The sequence below is a fragment of the Bradyrhizobium sp. 33ap4 genome (assembly GCF_032654765.1).
GTDB lineage: Bacteria > Pseudomonadota > Alphaproteobacteria > Rhizobiales > Xanthobacteraceae > Bradyrhizobium > Bradyrhizobium australafricanum.
In genome coordinates this window covers 14702-32896 of record NZ_JAUMTJ010000031.1, presented here as the reverse complement: position 1 = coordinate 32896, position 18195 = coordinate 14702, and the positions used below count along the sequence as shown (strand labels likewise).

Annotated in this window: 12 protein-coding genes and 2 pseudogenes; 9 read left to right on the top strand and 5 right to left on the bottom strand. The window is 65.5% G+C overall.

Going from position 1 to position 18195, the window contains the following annotated elements; all coding sequences use genetic code 11:
• The first annotated feature begins 124 nt into the window (after positions 1-124).
• A complete protein-coding gene (gene tyrS / locus Q2M23_RS23525; RefSeq protein WP_057020016.1) occupies positions 125-1378 on the top strand; it encodes a tyrosine--tRNA ligase in 1254 nt (417 codons plus the stop codon).
• Positions 1379-1434: 56 nt separating this feature from the next.
• Positions 1435-2682, top strand: a complete 1248-nt coding sequence (locus Q2M23_RS23520) for an MFS transporter (RefSeq protein WP_316397202.1) — start codon at positions 1435-1437, stop codon at positions 2680-2682.
• A 674-nt stretch (positions 2683-3356) separates the two neighbouring features.
• On the opposite strand, the gene Q2M23_RS23515 is transcribed toward Q2M23_RS23520, so the two are convergent.
• Entirely contained in the window at positions 3357-7061 is a 3705-nt protein-coding gene (locus Q2M23_RS23515) for a DUF3971 domain-containing protein (RefSeq protein WP_316397201.1), read from the bottom strand.
• Positions 7062-7288: 227 nt separating this feature from the next.
• Between Q2M23_RS23515 and Q2M23_RS23510 the strand changes: the two genes are divergently transcribed.
• Together Q2M23_RS23510 and Q2M23_RS23505 are read left to right on the top strand one after the other, a co-directional pair.
• Positions 7289-7999 (top strand): peroxiredoxin, encoded by a 711-nt coding sequence (locus Q2M23_RS23510; RefSeq protein WP_253639874.1) that lies wholly within the window; start codon positions 7289-7291, stop codon positions 7997-7999.
• A 100-nt stretch (positions 8000-8099) separates the two neighbouring features.
• Positions 8100-9455, top strand: coding sequence for a M23 family metallopeptidase (locus Q2M23_RS23505; protein WP_076832288.1), 1356 nt, complete (start codon positions 8100-8102; stop codon positions 9453-9455).
• Positions 9456-9525: 70 nt separating this feature from the next.
• Here the strand turns inward: Q2M23_RS23505 and Q2M23_RS23500 are convergent, their stop codons facing one another.
• From Q2M23_RS23500 to Q2M23_RS23490, 3 genes are read right to left on the bottom strand one after another with little or no spacing between them, the layout of a single operon-like run.
• Positions 9526-9729, bottom strand: a complete 204-nt coding sequence (locus Q2M23_RS23500) for a hypothetical protein (RefSeq protein WP_076832286.1) — start codon at positions 9727-9729, stop codon at positions 9526-9528.
• Positions 9726-10601, bottom strand: a complete 876-nt coding sequence (locus tag Q2M23_RS23495; RefSeq protein ID WP_316397200.1) for a DUF6502 family protein — start codon at positions 10599-10601, stop codon at positions 9726-9728. Before Q2M23_RS23495 ends, Q2M23_RS23500 begins: the two co-directional genes overlap by 4 nt.
• Positions 10602-10643: 42 nt before the next feature.
• Complete coding sequence (locus Q2M23_RS23490) at positions 10644-11000, bottom strand: hypothetical protein (protein WP_316397199.1); 357 nt, start codon at positions 10998-11000, stop codon at positions 10644-10646.
• Positions 11001-11065: 65 nt separating this feature from the next.
• On the opposite strand from Q2M23_RS23490, the gene Q2M23_RS23485 reads away from it, so the two are divergent.
• The 5 genes and pseudogenes from Q2M23_RS23485 to Q2M23_RS23455 all read left to right on the top strand — a co-directional run bounded on the left by Q2M23_RS23485 (position 11066) and on the right by Q2M23_RS23455 (position 16677).
• Positions 11066-11278: a hypothetical protein gene (locus Q2M23_RS23485; RefSeq protein WP_229193436.1), complete on the top strand. Its 213-nt coding sequence runs from the start codon at positions 11066-11068 to the stop codon at positions 11276-11278.
• Positions 11275-13217 (top strand): annotated as a pseudogene (locus tag Q2M23_RS23480) (glycosyltransferase). The gene Q2M23_RS23485 and the pseudogene Q2M23_RS23480 overlap by 4 nt, the downstream one beginning before the upstream one ends.
• A 3-nt stretch (positions 13218-13220) precedes the next feature.
• A complete protein-coding gene (locus Q2M23_RS23470) occupies positions 13221-14033 on the top strand; it encodes an ABC transporter ATP-binding protein (RefSeq protein ID WP_316397196.1) in 813 nt (270 codons plus the stop codon).
• Positions 13957-15384, top strand: a pseudogene (locus Q2M23_RS44070) (glycosyltransferase family 4 protein). Before Q2M23_RS23470 ends, Q2M23_RS44070 begins: the two are co-directional and overlap by 77 nt.
• Before the next feature lie 6 nt (positions 15385-15390).
• On the top strand, positions 15391-16677 hold the full coding sequence (locus tag Q2M23_RS23455) for an O-antigen ligase family protein (protein ID WP_316397193.1): 1287 nt from the start codon (positions 15391-15393) through the stop codon (positions 16675-16677).
• 198 nt (positions 16678-16875) lie between these two features.
• Here Q2M23_RS23455 and Q2M23_RS23450 read toward each other — a convergent pair whose 3' ends face one another.
• Positions 16876-18111 carry an ABC transporter substrate-binding protein gene (locus Q2M23_RS23450; protein ID WP_057020008.1) on the bottom strand — a complete coding sequence of 412 codons (1236 nt, stop codon included), beginning with the start codon at positions 18109-18111 and terminating at the stop codon, positions 16876-16878.
• Positions 18112-18195: the final 84 nt, after the last annotated feature.

Genomic DNA, 18195 nt, shown 5'->3' with positions numbered 1-18195 from the left:
GGCTTGTCTCAAACAAGTACATCCTATAATGCCACTGCGCGTCCGCCTGCGGCAGCCTCAAGCATCAAGGTTCCGCAAATAGATGCAAAAACCGTAAAACAAGAATGATCTGGCTCGCCGACAAATGACTGCATTTAAATCGGATTTCCTGAACACTTTACAGGAACGCGGCTTCGTCCACCAGTGCTCCGATTTCGAGGGCCTCGACGCGCTCGCCGCGAAGGGCCAGGCGACCGCCTATGTCGGCTATGACTGCACCGCGCCGTCGCTGCACATCGGCAACTTCCTCACCATGATGATGCTGTACTGGCTGCAGCAGAGCGGCAACAAGCCGATCACGCTGATGGGCGGCGGCACCACGATGGTCGGCGACCCCTCCGGCAAGGACGAGACGCGCGCAATGCGCACGGTTGCGGAGATCGAAGCCAACAAGGTCTCGATCCGCGGCGTGTTCGCCAAGGTGCTGCGCTATGGCAACGGGCCTTCCGACGCCATCATGCTCGACAATGCCGAGTGGCTGACCAAATTGAACTGGATCGAGATGCTGCGCGACATCGGCCGGCACTTCTCGGTCAACCGCATGCTGACCATGGACTCGGTGCGGCTCCGGCTCGAGCGCGAGCAGGAGATGAGCTTCATCGAATTCAACTACATGGTCTGCCAGGCCTACGACTTCGTCGAGCTGTCGCGCCGCGCGGGCTGCCGGCTGCAGATGGGCGGCTCCGACCAGTGGGGCAATATCGTCAACGGCGTCGATCTCGGCCGCCGCATGGGCACGCCGCAGCTGTTCGCGCTGACCACGCCGCTGCTCACCACCGCCTCCGGCGACAAGATGGGCAAGACCGCCAAGGGCGCGGTGTGGCTCAACGCCGACCAGTTCTCGCCCTACGATTTCTGGCAGTACTGGCGCAATGTCGAGGACGCCGACGTCGTCAAGTTCCTCAAGCTGTTCACCATCCTGCCGATGAGCGAGATCAGCAAGCTTGCGGCGCTGGCCGGCGGCGAGATCAACGAGGCCAAGAAGGTGCTGGCGACCGAAGCGACCGCCCTGCTTCATGGCCGCGATGCAGCGAACGAAGCCGCCGAGACCGCGCGCCGCACCTTCGAGGAAGGTGCGCTGGCCGAAACCTTGCCGACGGTGGAAATTCCGCGCGGCGAATTTGAAGCCGGCGTCGGCGTGCTGGTCGCCTTCGTCAAGGCCGAGCTCGTCGCTTCCAACGGCGAAGCGCGCCGGCAGATCAAGGGCGGCGGCCTGCGCGTCAACGATGCAGCCGTGACCGATGAGAAGATGCTGCTGACTTCGGCCAATCTCACGCCGGAAGGCGTGGTGAAACTGTCGCTCGGCAAGAAGCGCCACGTCCTGCTGAAGCCTGCATAGGCGCATTCGCATTTGTCGGTTGTCGGGAGCGCGGAAAGCGCGCTCCCATCTTTCCGATGGACCAGACCACGCCTCCGAACGACATGCTTGCAACGCCGGCGAAGCAGTCCCGCGTCGCGCTGAACGTGCTCGCGCTCTGCTTCGTGCTGTCGGTGCTTGGGCGCGGCCTTAGCGACAGCTTCACCGTTTTCCTGAAACCGATCTCGGAAAATTTCGGCTGGGACCGCGCCTCTGTGGTGTCGGTCTACTCGCTGACCTGGCTCGCCAGCGGCCTGACCGCGCCACTGGTCGGACGCCTGTTCGACCGCTCGGGTCCGCGCCTGGTCTATGCGCTCGGCCTCTCGCTGCTCGGTTGCGCCTTCCTCGTCGCCTCGCGCGCGCAAGCGCTCTGGCAATTCCAGCTCAGCGTCGGCCTCTGCGTCGGTTTCGGCACCGCGCTGATCGGCAATGTGTCGAATTCGATCCTGCTCGGCCGCTGGTTCGGACCACGCCTTCCGACCGCGATGGCCGTGATGTATTCGGCGACCGGCGCCGGCCTGTTGCTGCTGTTGCCGCTGTCGCAGGTTCTGATCGACCGGATCGGCTGGCGCGAGGCCTATCAGGTGTTCGGCGTCGGCGCGCTCTGCCTGCTTGTTCCGCTGGTCTTTCTGCCGTGGCGGCTGCTCGCCGGCGGATCGCCGCATATCGTCCGGAAAGCGGAAAGCAGCTTGGCCGACGAAGGCTGGACACTGCTCAGCGCGATGCGCCACCACGCCTTCTGGGCGCTGTTCTCCACCTTCTTCTTCACCGCGATCGCGATGTATGCGCTGACCGCGCAGATCGTCGCCTATCTGATCGATGTCGGCTTCCCGCCGCTACAGGCGGCAACCGCCTGGGGCTTCTCCGGCGTCGCGCTGTTCGTCGGCATGCTCGGCGTGTCCACCCTCGACGGCATCATCGGCCGCCGGCCCTCGGTGCTGTTCAGCTACGGCGTCTCGATCCTCGGCATCATTCTGCTCTGGCTGCTGCAGTGGTATCCGAACTACTGGCTGCTGACCGGCTTCATCATCTGCTTCGGCAGCATGATCGGCTCGCGCGGCCCGTTGATCACCGCGACCGCGCTGAAGATATTTCGGGGCGAGCGCGTCGGTACGATCTACGGCACGATCATGATCGGCAGCGGCCTTGGATCAGGGCTAGGCTCATGGGGCGGCGGCCTGATCCACGACTGGACCCACAGCTACAATCCGCTGATCGCCTTCGCGCTGGTCAATGTGGTGCTCGGCCTGATCCCGTTCCTGGTGGTGCCGGCGCTGCGACGGTGAGTTCGGACGCGTCCGCTTGCCCCTGCGGAGGCGATGTGGAATCCGACACGAACGCATGCCGGCCTTGGGCCAACGCCTTTGGGCCGACAGGCGGCATTCGCGAAATGAAACAGGCCGCCAACAGCAGCGGCCCTAGTCGATGGCTCCAATTCCTTGATTGCGAGAACCGACTCGAGCAGGCTTGTAAGCCCGGAGGTCGATCCTCTGGTCCGGTACTGCTAGCCGCAGCGACGAACTCTCCGGACCGATCCGTCGTCACGCTCGATCGTGACGGTGCGGCATCCGCGATATCCGCGATCATACCCGTAGGCGCGATAAGCGGGTCGATCGTAGTCTCGGTAGTAACGGGGCTCCGGGCCCACTCTCACGCCGCCGAGCGGAGTATCAACGGCAACCTGAGCTGACGCGGGTGCAATGGAGATCGGCGTGGCCATAGCGAAACCGGCGACCGCCAGTACACCAGCCAATAACAGGGCTCTCATGAGAGTTCCTCCTGAGTTGTTGAATTGCTCTCCAACATCCCAGACAGGGCAAGGTTCCTGCGCGAACTTCATCCGGGCGGCGGCCGCTCGGACTTGGTCGCAGCCTCGGATGAATGCGGACAGGAACCCGCCGCTGCGCGTCAGCGCGCGAACTCGACCGACCTTGAAAGCAGGCGTCGATGAGCGAGCGTTCTAGTTGTTCGTCGTCGGCAGATCGTTCGGGCCGTACTGCTTGAACTCGAAGATCTTGCGCGTCAGGCCGGGCGCCAGCGCGGAGATCGGGTTGACGCGCAGCACCGGCGCGCTCGGCGTTCCCACCACTTCATACGTCACGCCGATCAGGCCTTCATTGCTGCCGGCGCCGAGGAAAATCCCGAAGAACGGGATCTGGCCGAACATGTTGTTCAACCCGTACATCGGAATGAAGGTGCCGTTCATCCGCACCTGGTTTCCGATATAGTCGATGCTGCCTTCGATGGTCGCGCCGATGGTCGGTCCCTTGACCACACCATTGCGGATCGAAAGCTGGCCGCTCTGGCGCGTGAATTCGGCGCGCAGCGCGTCGAACCCGATGCCGTTCTGGGTGCTGACCGGCCCGCCGGCAACGGCGCGATCGAGTTGGGTTTCGCCCTTCACCGAGAATCCGGTGATATTGATGAGCCCCTCCCTGGGGCTCGGCTCGGGGATCGGCGGCTCCATCGCGAGCGTAAGCTGGCCGCCGACCACCTTCGAATAAGTGTCGATGAAGCGCAGGAACGCACCGGCGTCGCTGGTCTGCAGATAGATCACCTCGCGGCCCTGCTGGCGTCCGCGCATATCGACCGTGACGGGGGTGTCGCGGCCGACCTTGCCGCTCAGCGTGAACGCCTTGAAGAACCCGTTGCGGCGCGAGACCTTGGCGTCAACGCTGCGCAGCGCTTCGCCGTTGAATCCTGCGACCGCGCCGAGTTTCAGATCGACATCGAAATCGGTGGTCCTGGTCTTGCTCTTGGGATCGCTATCGCGGCCGGAGATCGCCGACTTCAGGAAGCCGCGGCCGTCGAACACGTCGCCGCGCATCGTCACCTTGATCACGCCGTCGGGACCGCGATCGGCCCGCAGCGAGGTCTTGTCGCCTTCCGACGGCGCGTAGGTCGGGAAGTACGCATTCATGAGATCGCCGTTCTGGTCGACCTCGAGCGCCCCCTTGATCGACACGCCGGCGCCGTCGATCGAGATATCCTCGAACCGGGTCGATTGCCCCTTCGGCACCACGTTGAAGGTCGCCTTGCCGGCCCGGCCCTGCGCCTTGACCCAGCCCGGCAGGATGTTGTCGAGCTTGAGCTGGGTCAGGTCGGCCTCGACGCCCATCTTGGTGGTGGGATTGTCGCCGCTGCCGATCTTGCCGCTCAGCTTGATCGGGATCGCGCCCGAGACCGCGGGACCGAGGTCGAGCCCGAGGCGCGCGCGGCTCGCATCGTCCAGCGTCGCCTGCAGCTTGACGTCGGCGTCGCCCTCAGCCGGCTTGCGGTAGTCGAGCGAGGCCGCCTGCCCGTTGATCTTGACATCGCCCTTGACCTGGAAACCGGCATTGCTGGCGATCACCTTCAGCGCGTTGGCTTCGAGCTTCTGGTTCATCACCAGCTTGTCGACGGCAACGCCGGAGATGTCGGCGGTGACCGAGTAGAGCGTATCGGCCTTGGTCAGCTCGCCCTTCACAGGCATGCCGAGATTGATCGTCGCGGTGACGTTGCCCTTGCTGGCGTTGGGATCGATCGGCGGACCGGAGAGATCGCTGAGCCGGTCGGAGGCGAGGATTTCGGCGGCAGCCGGCACCGGACAGTCGACCCGGAACTTGACCTTCGACGGCGACGGCTTCGGCGCCATGTCCGGCACCTCGAAGGTGAAGTCCGACAGCGTGATCTTGCGGCCCGCCGGCGTGTCGGCAATGCCCTGGTTGATGGTCACGGTCGCGGTGCGGCCGGTCACCCTGGCCTTCAGATCCGCGTCATGCACCGCGGGCATCTGGTCCACCGGACGCACCGTGACACCCGAGGCAACAATGTTGACCGAGAGGCCGTCATCCGGGATCGGCGGTCCCTTGCGCGACAGGTTGTGTACCGGCGAATTGACGCCGACATCGATACGCTGGAGCGTGCCGCGGTCGATCCGCTCGAGCACCCATTCACGCACCTCGGGCACGATGATGACTGGCCACATCCGTTTCAGGGCCGAGGACGACATCGGCGTGCCGGCGAATCCGAGCTGCAGCCGCGGCTCGCCGGAATAGTCGATGCTGCCGGTTCCGGCGACGCCGATCTCGCCATTGGAGATGTCGGCCTGGGTCAGCAGCACGCGCTTCTTGTCGGTATCGAACCGGAAGCCGATGTTGATGCGATTGAAGATCAACGGCGGTTCGTTCTTGTCGGCGCCGGCCAGCACGATGGTGCCGCCCGACAGGCCGGCCTGCCAGTCGGTGACGTTGTCGTTCGGCGGCTCGAGATGGCCGAGCAGCGTGATGCGATTGGCGCCCGAGACGACCTTGATCGGCGCCAGCAGTACGCGCCGGCCCGAATCCCATTCCACGCTCATCTCGGCCGCATCGATCGGCATCGGATAGTCGGGCGTGTCGGTGTCGATGATGTTGCCGGCGCCGACATTGATCTTGCCCCGGAAGTATGTCGGCAGGCCGTCGCGGCCGAGTTCGCCCTTCATCTCGCCCGACAGCGGCAGGTCGGCGGTGTAGGTCAGATCCTTGGTCCGGAGCGCGAGCAGAATGTTCCGGGTGGAAACCTTGTCGGCTTTGATGTCGACCGAGCGCACGCCGTTCTGCTGTGGTCCGACCAGCACGCGCACCGACCAGGGCTTTGCGCCCTCCTCGCCGAAGCTGAGCGCGACGCCGCCGCCGCTCGGGCGCCGCAGGCTGAGGCTGATGTTCTCGAAGCTCCATTTGTTGCCGCGCTGCTGATCGTCGACGACGAGATTGCCGTTCTTCAGGCCGATCTCGTTGAGGTTCTGCCCGTCGAGGCCGGTCATGCTGAGGCTGTCGAGCCAATCGAGACCGGCGAGCAGCCCGCTCTGAGCCGAATCGGACGCGCCCGCGGAGGGCTCGGCGGCAGCTGGCGGCGAGGCAACCGGCGGCGGCGGGGCTGCGGGTGTCGGACGCGGGAATGTCGGCGGCATCCCCGCCTCCCGCTTGGAGGCAACGCCGGTGGCCAGCGGTTTTGCGGTGTCACCGGCGGACACGGTGACATTGCCGTCCGGCGTGATGCGCACCGACAGCTCCGCATCGACCAGATTGAGGCTCTCCGCCCGCAACTGGCCCATCAAGAGCGCGGTTCCCGACAGGCGCACTTCGGCCTTGGGCGCGCTCGCAACCACCGCATGGTCGCGGTCGCGGACGATGATGTCGCGGATGCGCACCGCGATCCTGACGCGGCCGGCGCGCTCGATCTGCGTTCCGCCGACCTCGACCGTGTTGCCGTGGCCGATGTTCTCCTCGATCGCCGCGGCGAGCCACGGCGTCGCCATGTCGAGATTGATCGGGCCGGCGCCGAGCCGCCACCACAGCCCGCCGAAGCAGGTCGCGAACATCGCGACCAGCACCACGAGGACCAGTCCGATGCGACGGATCCAGCGCTCGCCGTTCAACCAGCGCCGCATGCCGGAGCAGAAATCGGTGAAGCGATGCAGGTTGGTGTGGGAACGCGCCAGCAATTGCCGCGCACGGTTGCCCGCCGCCTCATCCTGCTCGTCCCACGCAGCGTCGTCCTCCCATTGCGAGAGGTCAGCCCCGGCGCGCGGATTTGGACCCTGCGGCGACGTGTTCCTTGCCATTGCCTCTCGGTGCTGACGGCGAAGCTGATCGCCGCCATCGGGGCGCCCGTCGATCCGTATCGAGCGCTCCTGTGCCGGCATCGCCGCCTATCCTCGCCTAATCATGTTACTCGCCGATGGCCCCCAGAGCGGACCAAACCAACCAATCAAAAGCCAATTCAGCAAGCGGACGGGTCACGCGTCGAATTCCTTGTCACCATACTCCGTGGCCATCAAACTTGCCCAGCGGCCGGTGCGAATCCGGCCGCCGCCAATAAGACCGCAATACCCCAATGGTTGAGCTTCGGAAAGCGACGAAAGGAAGGCGTATGTCCAAGAAAACGCGCAAGAAATCCTCCAACACAACCGGGAAGCGGGTCGCAACAAAGGTTGCGCGCGCCGCAAGCGCAAGCACTGGGAAGTCCGCGACGAAAACCCGCACGGCGGTTGCGAAGAAGGCAGCCAAGAAAACGACCAAGGCGACCGCAGCGGGTGTTCGAAGCAAAGCCTCGCACAAGGCGGCATCGAAACCGTTAAAGCGAGAGCCGGCCGCGACCGTGACCAGTTCGTCCGCCGTCACACTTGCCGAGGGCGCCGCGGCGCCTGGCTTCAACCTGCCGCGCGACGGCGGGGACAGCGTTTCGCTGAAGGATTTTGCCGGCAAGAAGCTGGTGCTGTTCTTCTACCCCCGCGCCGACACCCCCGGCTGCACCCGGGAGGCGATCGATTTCACCCGGCTCAAAAGCGAGTTCGTAGCGGCAGGGACCGAAGTGGTCGGCATTTCCGCCGACACGGTTAAGGCGCAGGAGTCATTTCGAAACAAACACCAGCTGTCGGTGCCGTTGGTCTCGGACCCAGCCCACCAGATGCTGGAGGCCTATGGCGCCTGGGGCGAAAAATCCATGTATGGCAGGACCTTCATGGGAATTATTCGCACGACGGTTCTGGTCGATTCCGGTGGAAAAATTGCCCGGATCTGGCGTCATGTGAAGGTCGACGGCCACGCCGAAGCGGTATTGGAGGCTGCCCGGGCGCTCTGATCGGACGGGTTCCGTTTCCTGAAAATTAACCATGACGGGCTCAAATCGGCCCCGCAAATTAGCCGTACGGAGCTTGGTCCGACCGGCCGCGGGAGTACCGATGTCGAGCCGGTCCGGTCACCACAAACACCATCATCCGCAGGACCATGGCCGGACGCCGGTACGCCGTCCGGCAGCCCATCACCCCGCACCTGCCGCCGCGGCGGTGGCGGCCTCCGGCGAGGGCTATACACTGGTCCATGCCGGCAAGCAGGTCCGGTTCGGGCCGGTGGTGTTCTGGATCATCGTCGGCACCGTGGTGCTGCTCGGCATGTGGTCGGCCGCGACCGCGACCTATTTCGCGTTCCGCGACGACGTGCTGACCCGGCTGATCGCGCGCCAGGCCGAGATGCAATACGCCTATGAGGACCGCATCTCGGAGCTGCGCGCCAAGGTCGACCGCACCACCAGCCGCCAGCTGCTCGACCAGGAGCAGTTCGACCAGAAGCTCGACCAGATCATGAAGCGGCAGTCGACGCTGGAATCGCGCGCCACCGCGCTCGGCGCGATGCCTGACGTCACCAGCACCGGATCGATCAAGCCGCAGGGCCGCGCCGAGGCGGCGCCGTCCTCGGGCACCCTGAAACCCTCCCCGATCAGCGACACCGTGATCTTCGTGGCGCCGCCGGATCGCGAGGCACGACTGGAATCGCGCGCGCCACTGATCGCCAAGATGCAGCCGAACCAGTTCGCCAAGGCCCAGGGCGTCGACAACGTGCTGGTCCGCCTGCAGACCTCGCTTGACCAGGTCGAGCGGCGCCAGGTTGCCGCGCTCGCCTCGGTCGAGGACAGCATCGATTCCAGGGTGCGCCGGATGCGCGGCGTGATCTCCGATCTCGGCCTCAACATGGCGCAGCTCGAGGCGGCGACGCCGCGCTCCGGCATGGGCGGGCCCTTTGTCCCTGTGAAACTCTCTGCCGACGCCGGCGCGTTCGAACGCCAGCTCTATCGCATCAACATCAACCGGGCACAGATGCAGCGACTGAACCAGACGCTGGCGCTGGTGCCTTACCGCAAGCCGGTGGTCGGTGAAGTCGAATTCACCAGCGGCTTCGGCGTGCGCTCCGACCCCTTCCTCGGCCGGCCGGCAATGCATACCGGCCTCGACTTCCGCGCCGCGCAAGGCGATCCGGTGCGTGTCACCGCCAACGGCAAGGTGGTGTCGGCGGGCTGGGCCGGCGGCTATGGCCGCATGGTCGAGGTCGATCACGGCAACGGGCTCTCGACCCGCTACGGCCATCTCTCCGAGATCGGCGTCAAGGTCGGTGAATACGTCAAGATCGGCCAGGTGATCGGCGCCGTCGGCTCGACCGGCCGCTCCACCGGTCCGCATCTGCACTATGAAACCCGCATCGACGGCGAAGCGGTCGATCCGCAGAAATTCCTCCGCGCCGGCGTCCGGCTCAGCGCCGGCTAGCTCAATCTCACGATGATCGATCTGAAGATCGGCGCAAGCGATCTCGCTTGCGCCGATCTTGTTTGTGGTTTCAGCGGCGGCCGCCGCCCATGCCGCCGGGCGGTCCGCCGCCACCGAATCCGCCGCCGGGCCCGAACGGACCACCGCCACCGCCGCCAGGGCCGTTGCCCTGGTCGTTGCCGCGCTTCTTGACCTGCGCGCCCGCGAGCGACGTTCCGGCAAGCCAGAACGCTGCCAACAGCGCGCGGCGCGAAATGACCGGCGGGCGCTTCACGCTGCACCGCCTTCGTCGGCATCGTCATCGACCGGACCATCCGGCCCCTCGCGGTAGATGTAGATGCCGAAATTCAAGCGATAGTCGCCGCCCTTGTCTTTTGCGAGCGCGCGGTTGGCCTCGCGGTTGGCGACCTTGAGCGCCTCCATTGCCAGCTCGCGCGAGCGGCCCTCGAGCCGTTTCGCCAGCTTCGCCGACAGGCCGTCGTAATGCACCGCGCGTTCGAGGAAGCGCGGCGCGGCCGACGACACGTTCATCTCGGCGGCCGCCACGTGATCATGCAGGTTGCGGCCGAGATAGTGCCATTTGCGGTCGTCGTCGCCATGCGGCACGAAGGCCTCCTCGACCAGCATGATCTCGTCGTCGTCATTGATGGTGACGAGCTTGCGGTCGAGCCATTCGTCCAGCACGGCGCGCGGCCGCACATCCTTGGTGATCGATTCGACCAGCGTCTCGAACGACGGCGCGCCTCCGTCCGCGGTGCGCGGCAGCGGCAGCGGATCGCCCTTGGCATCGGTGAACTCGGGCCCGGCCAGCCAGCGCGCGATGATCGCGCTGGTGCGCGACAGCGTCGCCGCCACCGCATTGACCGGCGCGCCGGCGCCGCGCAGCCGCGCCACCTCCTTGCGGTGGATGCCGGTCAGCAGGCTGACGCGGCTGTCGGTCTGCTCCTTGCCCTCGAGCGCGAAGTCGTGCTCGGCGACGTTGACATAGAGCTCGCGCAGCAGCTGGGTCAGCGCCGGAAACGTCATGCCGCCGCGGATGCAAAGCCGCACCAGCGGGCGCAACATCCGCGCCAGCGGCGCATGCAGCTTCGCTGCGGCGATCGGCGCGAACGATCCCACCTTCGACTTCGGGGCCTTGGCATTCATGCCTAACTTTTAGCCGTCCGCGCCGTGGGACACAATCCCACCTCACTTGACGTGTGATATTTTCCCACTTATGGGAAACAAAATCATCTCCGGACAAGGTTCGCGCGCTCGCCAGCGGGTGTCACGGAGTCCGGCACTGCTGCCATCGCCACGGACCGCTCCATGACGTCTGCCCGATTCGACCTTGCGATCGCGGAAGCCTGCCGGATCGCCCAGGTTCCGTTTGAGGAGTTCGTGTCGACGGTGATGGCGGGCGGCTATCCCTGCCTGCCGGGCGTTGCGCCCGGAACGCCGCGCCGCTTCGACGAAACCGACCTGCTCGCGCTCTACATCTACGGCCGCCTGCTCGCCTTCGGCTTCGGCGGCCTGCGCGCCGGCGAATATGCCTGCCGCGCGCATGCGGGCCTCCGCGCCGAGCCCCGCGCGCAATCGATCTCGATTCATCCAAAAGGGAATCCGACCCAATGTCTCTTCGTTCGGCCCGCGAATCCTGTTCGTTTCACGAACCCGGTCGGTTCGCCGCCACCGCACTCCGTTTCACGCCGCAGGCGCCATTCCGCTTCACGCCGCAGGCGCCCTGCGGCCCGATCGAGCCGGTATTTCCGGCGCTGCTGCGCTCGCTGGTGTTCGCCGCCGCGCTGGCGCTGCCGTTCATCGTCGCCCTGTTCGTCGCATGATCCGGATCGAGCCGCCCATGATCGTCGTCGACGAGCCGGCCCGGCGTCCGTCGGTGCTCCACATCTTCAAGGTCTACTATCCCGACCTGTTCGGCGGCACGCTGACGGTGATCCGCGATATCTGCGCCGGACTGAAGGACACGTTCAGCGCCGCCGTGCCGGTCTGCTCGCGCTCCGGTGAGCGGCAGATCGTGGTCAATGACGTTGCGGTCGAGCGCGAGCACTCGTTCGGCGACGTGCTGTCGCTGCCGGCGGCGCCGACCTATCCGTGGCGGCTGTGGCGCCGCATCGCCGAGCACGATCTGCTGGCGCTGCACGCCCCCTTCCCGCTCGCCGACCTCGTCTTCGCATTCGGGCTCGGCCGCACCCGCCCGCTGGTCGTGCACTGGCACGCCGACATCGTCTCGCACGCGGCCTTGCGCTTCCTCGTCGTGCCGATGATGCGGCGAACGCGGCGCCGGGCCGCCGCGATCATCGTCTCCGATCCGGTGCTGATCGAAACCACGCCGCTGCTGCAGGAATTTTCCGACAAGTGCCACGCCGTTCCGTTCGGCGTCGATGTCGCGAAATATGACCGGCCGGCCGCCCAGGCCGACGACGTCAACGTCCGCGGCCGTCTCGTGCTCGCCTGCGGACGGCTGGTGCCCTACAAGGGTTTTGACGTGCTGGTGCGCGCCGCGCATGCCCGCAATTTCGAGGTCTGGATCGTCGGCGAGGGCCGCGAGCGCGACAACCTCGAGCAGCTGATCCGCGACTATGGCTTGCAGGACCGCGTCCGCCTGCTCGGCTCGGTGTCCGAGAGCGAACGCGTCAAGCTGATGCGCATTGCCGACGTCTTCGTGATGCCGTCGGTGACCAATGCGGACACTTTCGGGCTGGCGCAACTCGAGGCGATGGCCGCAAGCCGGCCCGTCGTCAACACCGCACTCGACACCGGCGTTCCGCATGTCGCCCGCGACGGCCTCGAGGCCATCACGGTGCCGCCCGGCGATCCCACCGCGCTCGCCGACGCCATCGAGACGCTGATCAACGATCCCGAGCGGCGCCGCCGCATGGGTCAGGCCGCACGCCATCGCGCGATGACGAAATACTCAACCGCAGCCTTCAAGGAGGGAGTCGAGACCGTGTATCGCAAGGTCGTTACCGAGGAGGCCGCCGCAAGGGACGCGGGGTCGACAGCCCCAGCCCCGCGTCCCCGAACGGCAGGTTTCGTCGGCGCGATCCAGATCGCGGCAACACTGGCCTGGTCCGACGTGCGTCATCGCTACGTCCGCTCCCTCCTTGGACCCTTCTGGATGTCGATCCAGATGGCGATCATGGTGGCCGTGCTCGGCTCGGTCATCGGCCATCTCTCCAACGCGAGCGCGGTGGCGCGGCTGCCGATGCTGGCGGCGAGCCTCACCGCCTGGACCTTCCTCAACAGCGTGATGCTCGACGCCACCACCGCGCTGCAGGGCTCGGCCAGCCTGATCAAGGATCGTGCGCTGCCGCCGGTGATCTTCCTGCTGCAATGTACCTTCCGCCAGGCGCTGTTCGCCGCCCATAACGCGGTCGTGCCGCTGCTCCTCTGGCTCGTGCTGACGCCGCGCGATGCGGCGCCATCGCCGCCCTCCCCGGCCTCGCCCTGTTCGTGGTCTGCACGCTGGGGCTGAGCCTCGTGCTCGGCGCGCTGGCGACGCGTTACCGGGACATCAAACCGATCATCGAGTCCTCGCTGACGCTGGCCTTCCTGGCCTCGCCGATCATCTGGACATCCGAGATGATCGATCGCGGCTCGACCGTGATGCGGCTCAATCCGCTGACGCATTGGCGCGACCCGCTGGCGACCGGTCATGTCGCAACGGCAAGCGTGATCTACGTGCTGGCGTGCCTGGCCGCGCTCGCGGTCGCCGCGACCATCACCGTCGCCCATCTGCGCAAAGCGGCATTCTGGATCTAGGGCATGGCAAGCATCCACCTCCGCGACGTCCGCCTGGATTATCTGCTGTACGGCGCCTACGACTTCTCGCTGAAGCGCCGCCTGCTCGGCCGCCTGTTCCGCCAGACCAGCGAGATGCGGACCATCCGCGCGGTCGACAGCATCTCGATCGAGGCGAAGGCCGGCGCACGCATCGGCCTCGCCGGCCCGAACGGCTCCGGCAAGTCCACCCTGCTGCGGCTGATCGCCGGCGTGTTTCCGGCGACCAGCGGCCGCGTCGAGATATCAGGCAATATCGTGCCGCTGCTCGGCCTCGGTGCCGGCGTCAATCTCGATTTCGTCGCCGCCGACAATATCAGCCTGCTGCTGCGGATCTCGGGACGCAAGCCGACGCCGGCGATCCTGGACGAGATCTGGGCGTTCACCGAACTGGAGCAGCGCACGCGGCGGCTGCCGCTGCGCATGTTCTCGTCGGGCATGCTGATGCGCGTGCTGTTCGCGACCGCGACCGCGTTTCCCGCCGATATCCTGCTGCTCGACGAGTGGCTCAGCGTGGTCGACGAGAATTTCTCGGCCAAGGCCGAGCAGCGGCTGCGCAAGATGGTCGAGACCGCGGCGATCGTGATCATCGCCTCGCACGACCACGCCCTGCTGCGCCGGACCTGCAACAGCATCATCAATCTCGATCACGGCCGCATCGCCAGCACCGTCGCGCTGGATGCGCCCGCCCGCATCACCTCGAGCTCAGAGAAATCAGCGCATGACAAAGATCCTGGTCGTCAGGGAGGCGCTTGGCGAGCCCAACCACAAGCGCGGCGTCTTCCATTTCACCCGTGAATTGATCCGCTCGCTGGCCGGCGACGGACATGCCCTGACCCTCGTCGTGGAGACCACGCGCCGGTACCGGAAGCTGCGCCGCGGGCAGCAGCGGACGCGCCTGTTGTCCGAGGACTCCCGGCTGATCGAGCTGCTCGCGCTCTATCGTTACCTCGATGAAACAGACATGAACTCGCCGATCATGCGCGGCGGCCTGCGCCGCACCGTCGACTGGTTCAAGCACAAGCTCAACGCGGCGACCTCGCTCGAATTCATCATCGCCTTCCTGCGCTCGATTCATCTGCTGCCGACCAGCGTTAAGCTGATCGAGAACCGGACCGAGGGCCTCGAATACATTCCGACCGACTTGCGCCATCTCGAATTGTTCGGCGATTTCCTGCTCGAGCCCGGCTTCTACAGCTATCAGGACACCTCGGCCCTGACCCGGTTGCCGCCGCCGCGGGTCGATGCGCGCGACTACGACGTCATTCTCGTCGACACTCCGACCCGGGTTGCGATCCAGCGCCGCCCGGGCGCAAAGGTGATTTGCGTCGTGCACGACCTGTTGCCGATCACCGATCTCAAGCTGGACGACATCGCGACACGCCTGTTCCTGTCGCGTCTTTACACCAGCGTGAATCAGGCTGACGAGCTCGCCTTCGTCTCGAACTACAGCATGAACCGCTTCCGCGCCCTGCTCCCGCAATATGCGCACATTCCGGCGTGAGTGGTCTATCCGCGGACCCGTTTCGACGTCGCGGAAGCGCCGCTTGCGGCGGCGCCAACCGCCGTCCCGGCACGGCCGAGCTTCGTCGTCATCGTTTCAAACGAGCCCCGCAAGAACCTCGCCGCCGTCATCCGCGCCTTCCGCAAGTTGCCGGAGGCCGATCTCGTCGTGATCGGCTATGCCGGTGGCGCCAACCAGGCGCGCAACCTGCCGAAGAACGTCCGCTTCTCCGGCTATGTCGACGAGCACGAGAAGGCGGCACTGATCGCGGACGCGCATGGCCTGATCATGCCGAGCCTCGCCGAAGGCTTTGGCGTCCCGATCATCGAGGCATTCGCGGCCAACACTCCTGTGCTGTGCTCCGATATTGCCGTGTTCCGCGAGGTCGCGGGCGAGCTTGCCGACTATTTCGATCCGTTCTCGACCGACTCGATCTGCGCCTCGGTGCGACGCGTGCTGGCGCAGCAGGAGCAATGGCGCGACCGGATCCGCGCGCGGCGGGCCGAGCTGGCCGAGCGCTTCGGCCACCACACCCAGGCGCGCGACCTGCTGTCGCATCGTGCTGCCCCGGACGTCGCGGCCGCTGCTGCGGCGCTCACCGCCGCGATGGCGACCTTCGACGGTGCAACCGCGCACGGCGTGTAACCGGTCATGAGCACCGATTCCGACGCCATTGGTCTCGCAATCGAACCGCCAGCACGATGGCGCGATCGCGTCCGCACCTGGTCCGCCTCAGTCGCCTATGTCCGCGCCACCGATACCCTGATCGCCCTGGCCACGGCGTCGCTACCCTGGTCGACCACGGCATTCGCCGTCTTCATGCTGCTCTGGCTTGTCGCCGTGATCCCGACCATCGACTGGGAGCAGTTCGTGCTCGACCTCGCGCGGCCTTCCTTTGCGTTGCCGATCGCGCTGGTCGCACTCGCCGTGATCGGTGTGGCGTGGTCGGAGACGAGCTGGGCCGAGCGGCTGCAAGGCATCAAGCCGCTCAGCAAGCTGCTGCTGCTGCCGTTCCTGCTCGGCTATTTCCAGCCCTCACAGCGCGGGCTTTGGGTATTCGTAGCCTTCCTGGTATCGTGCACGCTGCTGATGATCCTGTCCTGGATCGCGCTGTCGGTGCCGCAGCTCAAGCTCGCGCACACCGCCTCCGACGGCGTGCCGGTCAAGAACTACCTCGACCAGAGCCAGGAGTTCGCGCTCTGCGCGTTCGCGCTGGCGCTGCCGGCATTGACGGCGCTGCGGGCCCGGCAATGGCGCTTCGCGGCCGGCGCCATCGCGCTGATGCTGCTGTTCGTCGCCAACATGCTCTACGTCGTCTCGGCGCGGACCGCGCTGGTCTACATGCCGGTGCTGTTGATCCTGTTCGCCTCGCTGCATCTGTCGCGGCGCGCCACGCGGCTGCTGTTCGCCGGCGTCGCGGTCACCAGCCTTGTGGTCTGGACCACGTCCCCCTACCTCCGCCAACGCATCGCTGACGTCGGCATCGAGTATCGCGCCCACGACACCTCGGGCCTCGCCTCGACCGCGCAGCGCCTGACCTATTGGCGGAAGTCGGTGAAGTTCATCGCCGAGGCGCCTTGGCTCGGCCACGGCACCGGCTCGATCAGGCAAATGTTCACGCAGGGTGCCGTCGGACAAGCCGGTCTTGAGGCCGAGGTGATCAACAACCCGCACAACCAGACCCTTAATGCGGGGGTCCAGTGGGGGCTGATCGGCATCCTGCTGCTCTACGCGATGTGGATCACCCACGTCAGGCTGTTCGCCGGGCGCGATCTCGCGAGCTGGATCGGACTCGCCGTGGTCGTGCAGAACATCACAAGCTCTCTGCTCAATTCGCATCTGTCCGATTTTCACGAGGGCTGGATGTACGTGATCGGCGTCGGCGTCGCCGGCGGCATGGCGCTCCGCGCCCGCCGGCCGGAGAAGATTTTGGCGTAGATTTGTGACTCACGCCGCGCAGCACATTCGGTGTCGTCCCCGCAAAAGCAGGGAACCATAACCATAAATGCTGATTGTTGCGCGATGCTGGAACGACGGGTCCCTTCAACAACATCCGCTGCGGCGTATGGGTCCGGCTTTCGCCGGGACGACAGTCGTGTTTGCGGCGCTAGCAACGCCTTTCTAAGAACCGATCGCCTACCGCGACGCTTCGTGCCCGACCTCGCCGGTGATGACGTCACCGAACAGCTCCCACGCATCGCCGTTGAAGCGCATCAGCTGCATCTGCTCGATCGGGAAGTAGTCGTCGGGAGAGGTGTTGACCATGACGCCCGGCAGCATCAGGTCGGAGTGGAAGTTCTTCAGGTTGGCGGCCTGCTTCATCACGTTCTCGCGCGTGAGATTGTCGCCGCATTGCTTCAGCACCTGCATCATCGCCTCGGCCTGGACATAGCCATAGAGGTTGTTGGCATTGGCCTTGTCGCCGTCGGGATAATACTTGTCCATGAAGGCGCGCCAGCTTTGCACCGCCGGATCCTTGTCCCAGGTCGGATCGGTCGGGTCCTTCAGGTAGGCGGTCGAGATGATGCCCTTGGAGAACTCGAGGCCGGCCGGTTTCAGCACCGAGGCGACCGAGGTCGCGGTGTTGGCGAGGAAGAATTTCGGCTTCCAGCCGAGCTCGCCCACTTTCCGGATCGCCTGCGCCGAGCCCTTCGGCGCCGCCCAGGAGAAGAAGATGTCGGCGCCGGAATCGTGCAGCGCGACGATCTGCGAATCGATCGAGGGATCGGAGACCTCGTAGGACTTGTCGGCGATGATCATGCCGACCTTGTCGCCGAGCCCGTCCTTCAGGCCCTTGAACTGATCCTTGCCGGCATCGTCATTCTGCCAGAACACCGCGATCTTGCTGTCGGGGAATTTGTCGCGAATGTACTTTGCGTAGATGCGGCCCTCGCTCTGGTAGTTGGGCTGGAAGCCCATCGTCCAGGGAAAGTTCTTGGGATCACCGAACTTGGTGCCGCCGGAGGCGACGAACAATTGCGGCACCTTCTTGGCATTCATGTATTTCATGATTGCCGAATTGGACGGCGTGCCGAGCGGCTGGAAGATCAGCAGCACCTCGTCGCTCTCGACCAGCTTGCGCGCCTGCTCGATCGCCTTCGGAGGCGAATAGGCGTCGTCGTAGCTGATAAAGTTGATCTTGCGGCCGTTGATGCCACCCTGCTCGTTGGTCATCTTGAAGAACGCGGCCTCGGTCTTGCCGATCACCCCATAGGACGACGCCGGGCCGCTGTATGGCATGATGTTGCCGATCTTGATTTCGCCATCACTCGCGCCGGGATCGTATTTCTTCTGCGCGGTGGCCGAGGTCGCGATCAGTGCCGCACTTGCGAACGCCGCGATTGCGCCAATATATCCGAAACGAGCCGGCATCGTTTTCTCCCGATTTTTGTCGTTGGTTTTGGCGGCAAGTCTCGCAAGAGACGCATGTGCTGGCAAGCGCTGGGTTTTTCCGTT

What these genes read in the sequence shown, in the direction of transcription:
- tyrS (WP_057020016.1), top strand. Translation starts at nt 125, where the DNA reads ATGACTGCATTTAAATCGGATTTCCTGAACACTTTACAGGAACGCGGC.
- Q2M23_RS23520 (WP_316397202.1), top strand. Translation starts at nt 1,435, where the DNA reads ATGGACCAGACCACGCCTCCGAACGACATGCTTGCAACGCCGGCGAAG.
- Q2M23_RS23515 (WP_316397201.1), bottom strand. Translation starts at nt 7,061, where the DNA reads ATGCCGGCACAGGAGCGCTCGATACGGATCGACGGGCGCCCCGATGGC.
- Q2M23_RS23510 (WP_253639874.1), top strand. Translation starts at nt 7,289, where the DNA reads ATGTCCAAGAAAACGCGCAAGAAATCCTCCAACACAACCGGGAAGCGG.
- Q2M23_RS23505 (WP_076832288.1), top strand. Translation starts at nt 8,100, where the DNA reads ATGTCGAGCCGGTCCGGTCACCACAAACACCATCATCCGCAGGACCAT.
- Q2M23_RS23495 (WP_316397200.1), bottom strand. Translation starts at nt 10,601, where the DNA reads ATGAATGCCAAGGCCCCGAAGTCGAAGGTGGGATCGTTCGCGCCGATC.
- Q2M23_RS23490 (WP_316397199.1), bottom strand. Translation starts at nt 11,000, where the DNA reads ATGCGCGCGGCAGGCATATTCGCCGGCGCGCAGGCCGCCGAAGCCGAA.
- Q2M23_RS23485 (WP_229193436.1), top strand. Translation starts at nt 11,066, where the DNA reads ATGTCTCTTCGTTCGGCCCGCGAATCCTGTTCGTTTCACGAACCCGGT.
- Q2M23_RS23470 (WP_316397196.1), top strand. Translation starts at nt 13,221, where the DNA reads ATGGCAAGCATCCACCTCCGCGACGTCCGCCTGGATTATCTGCTGTAC.
- Q2M23_RS23455 (WP_316397193.1), top strand. Translation starts at nt 15,391, where the DNA reads ATGAGCACCGATTCCGACGCCATTGGTCTCGCAATCGAACCGCCAGCA.
- Q2M23_RS23450 (WP_057020008.1), bottom strand. Translation starts at nt 18,111, where the DNA reads ATGCCGGCTCGTTTCGGATATATTGGCGCAATCGCGGCGTTCGCAAGT.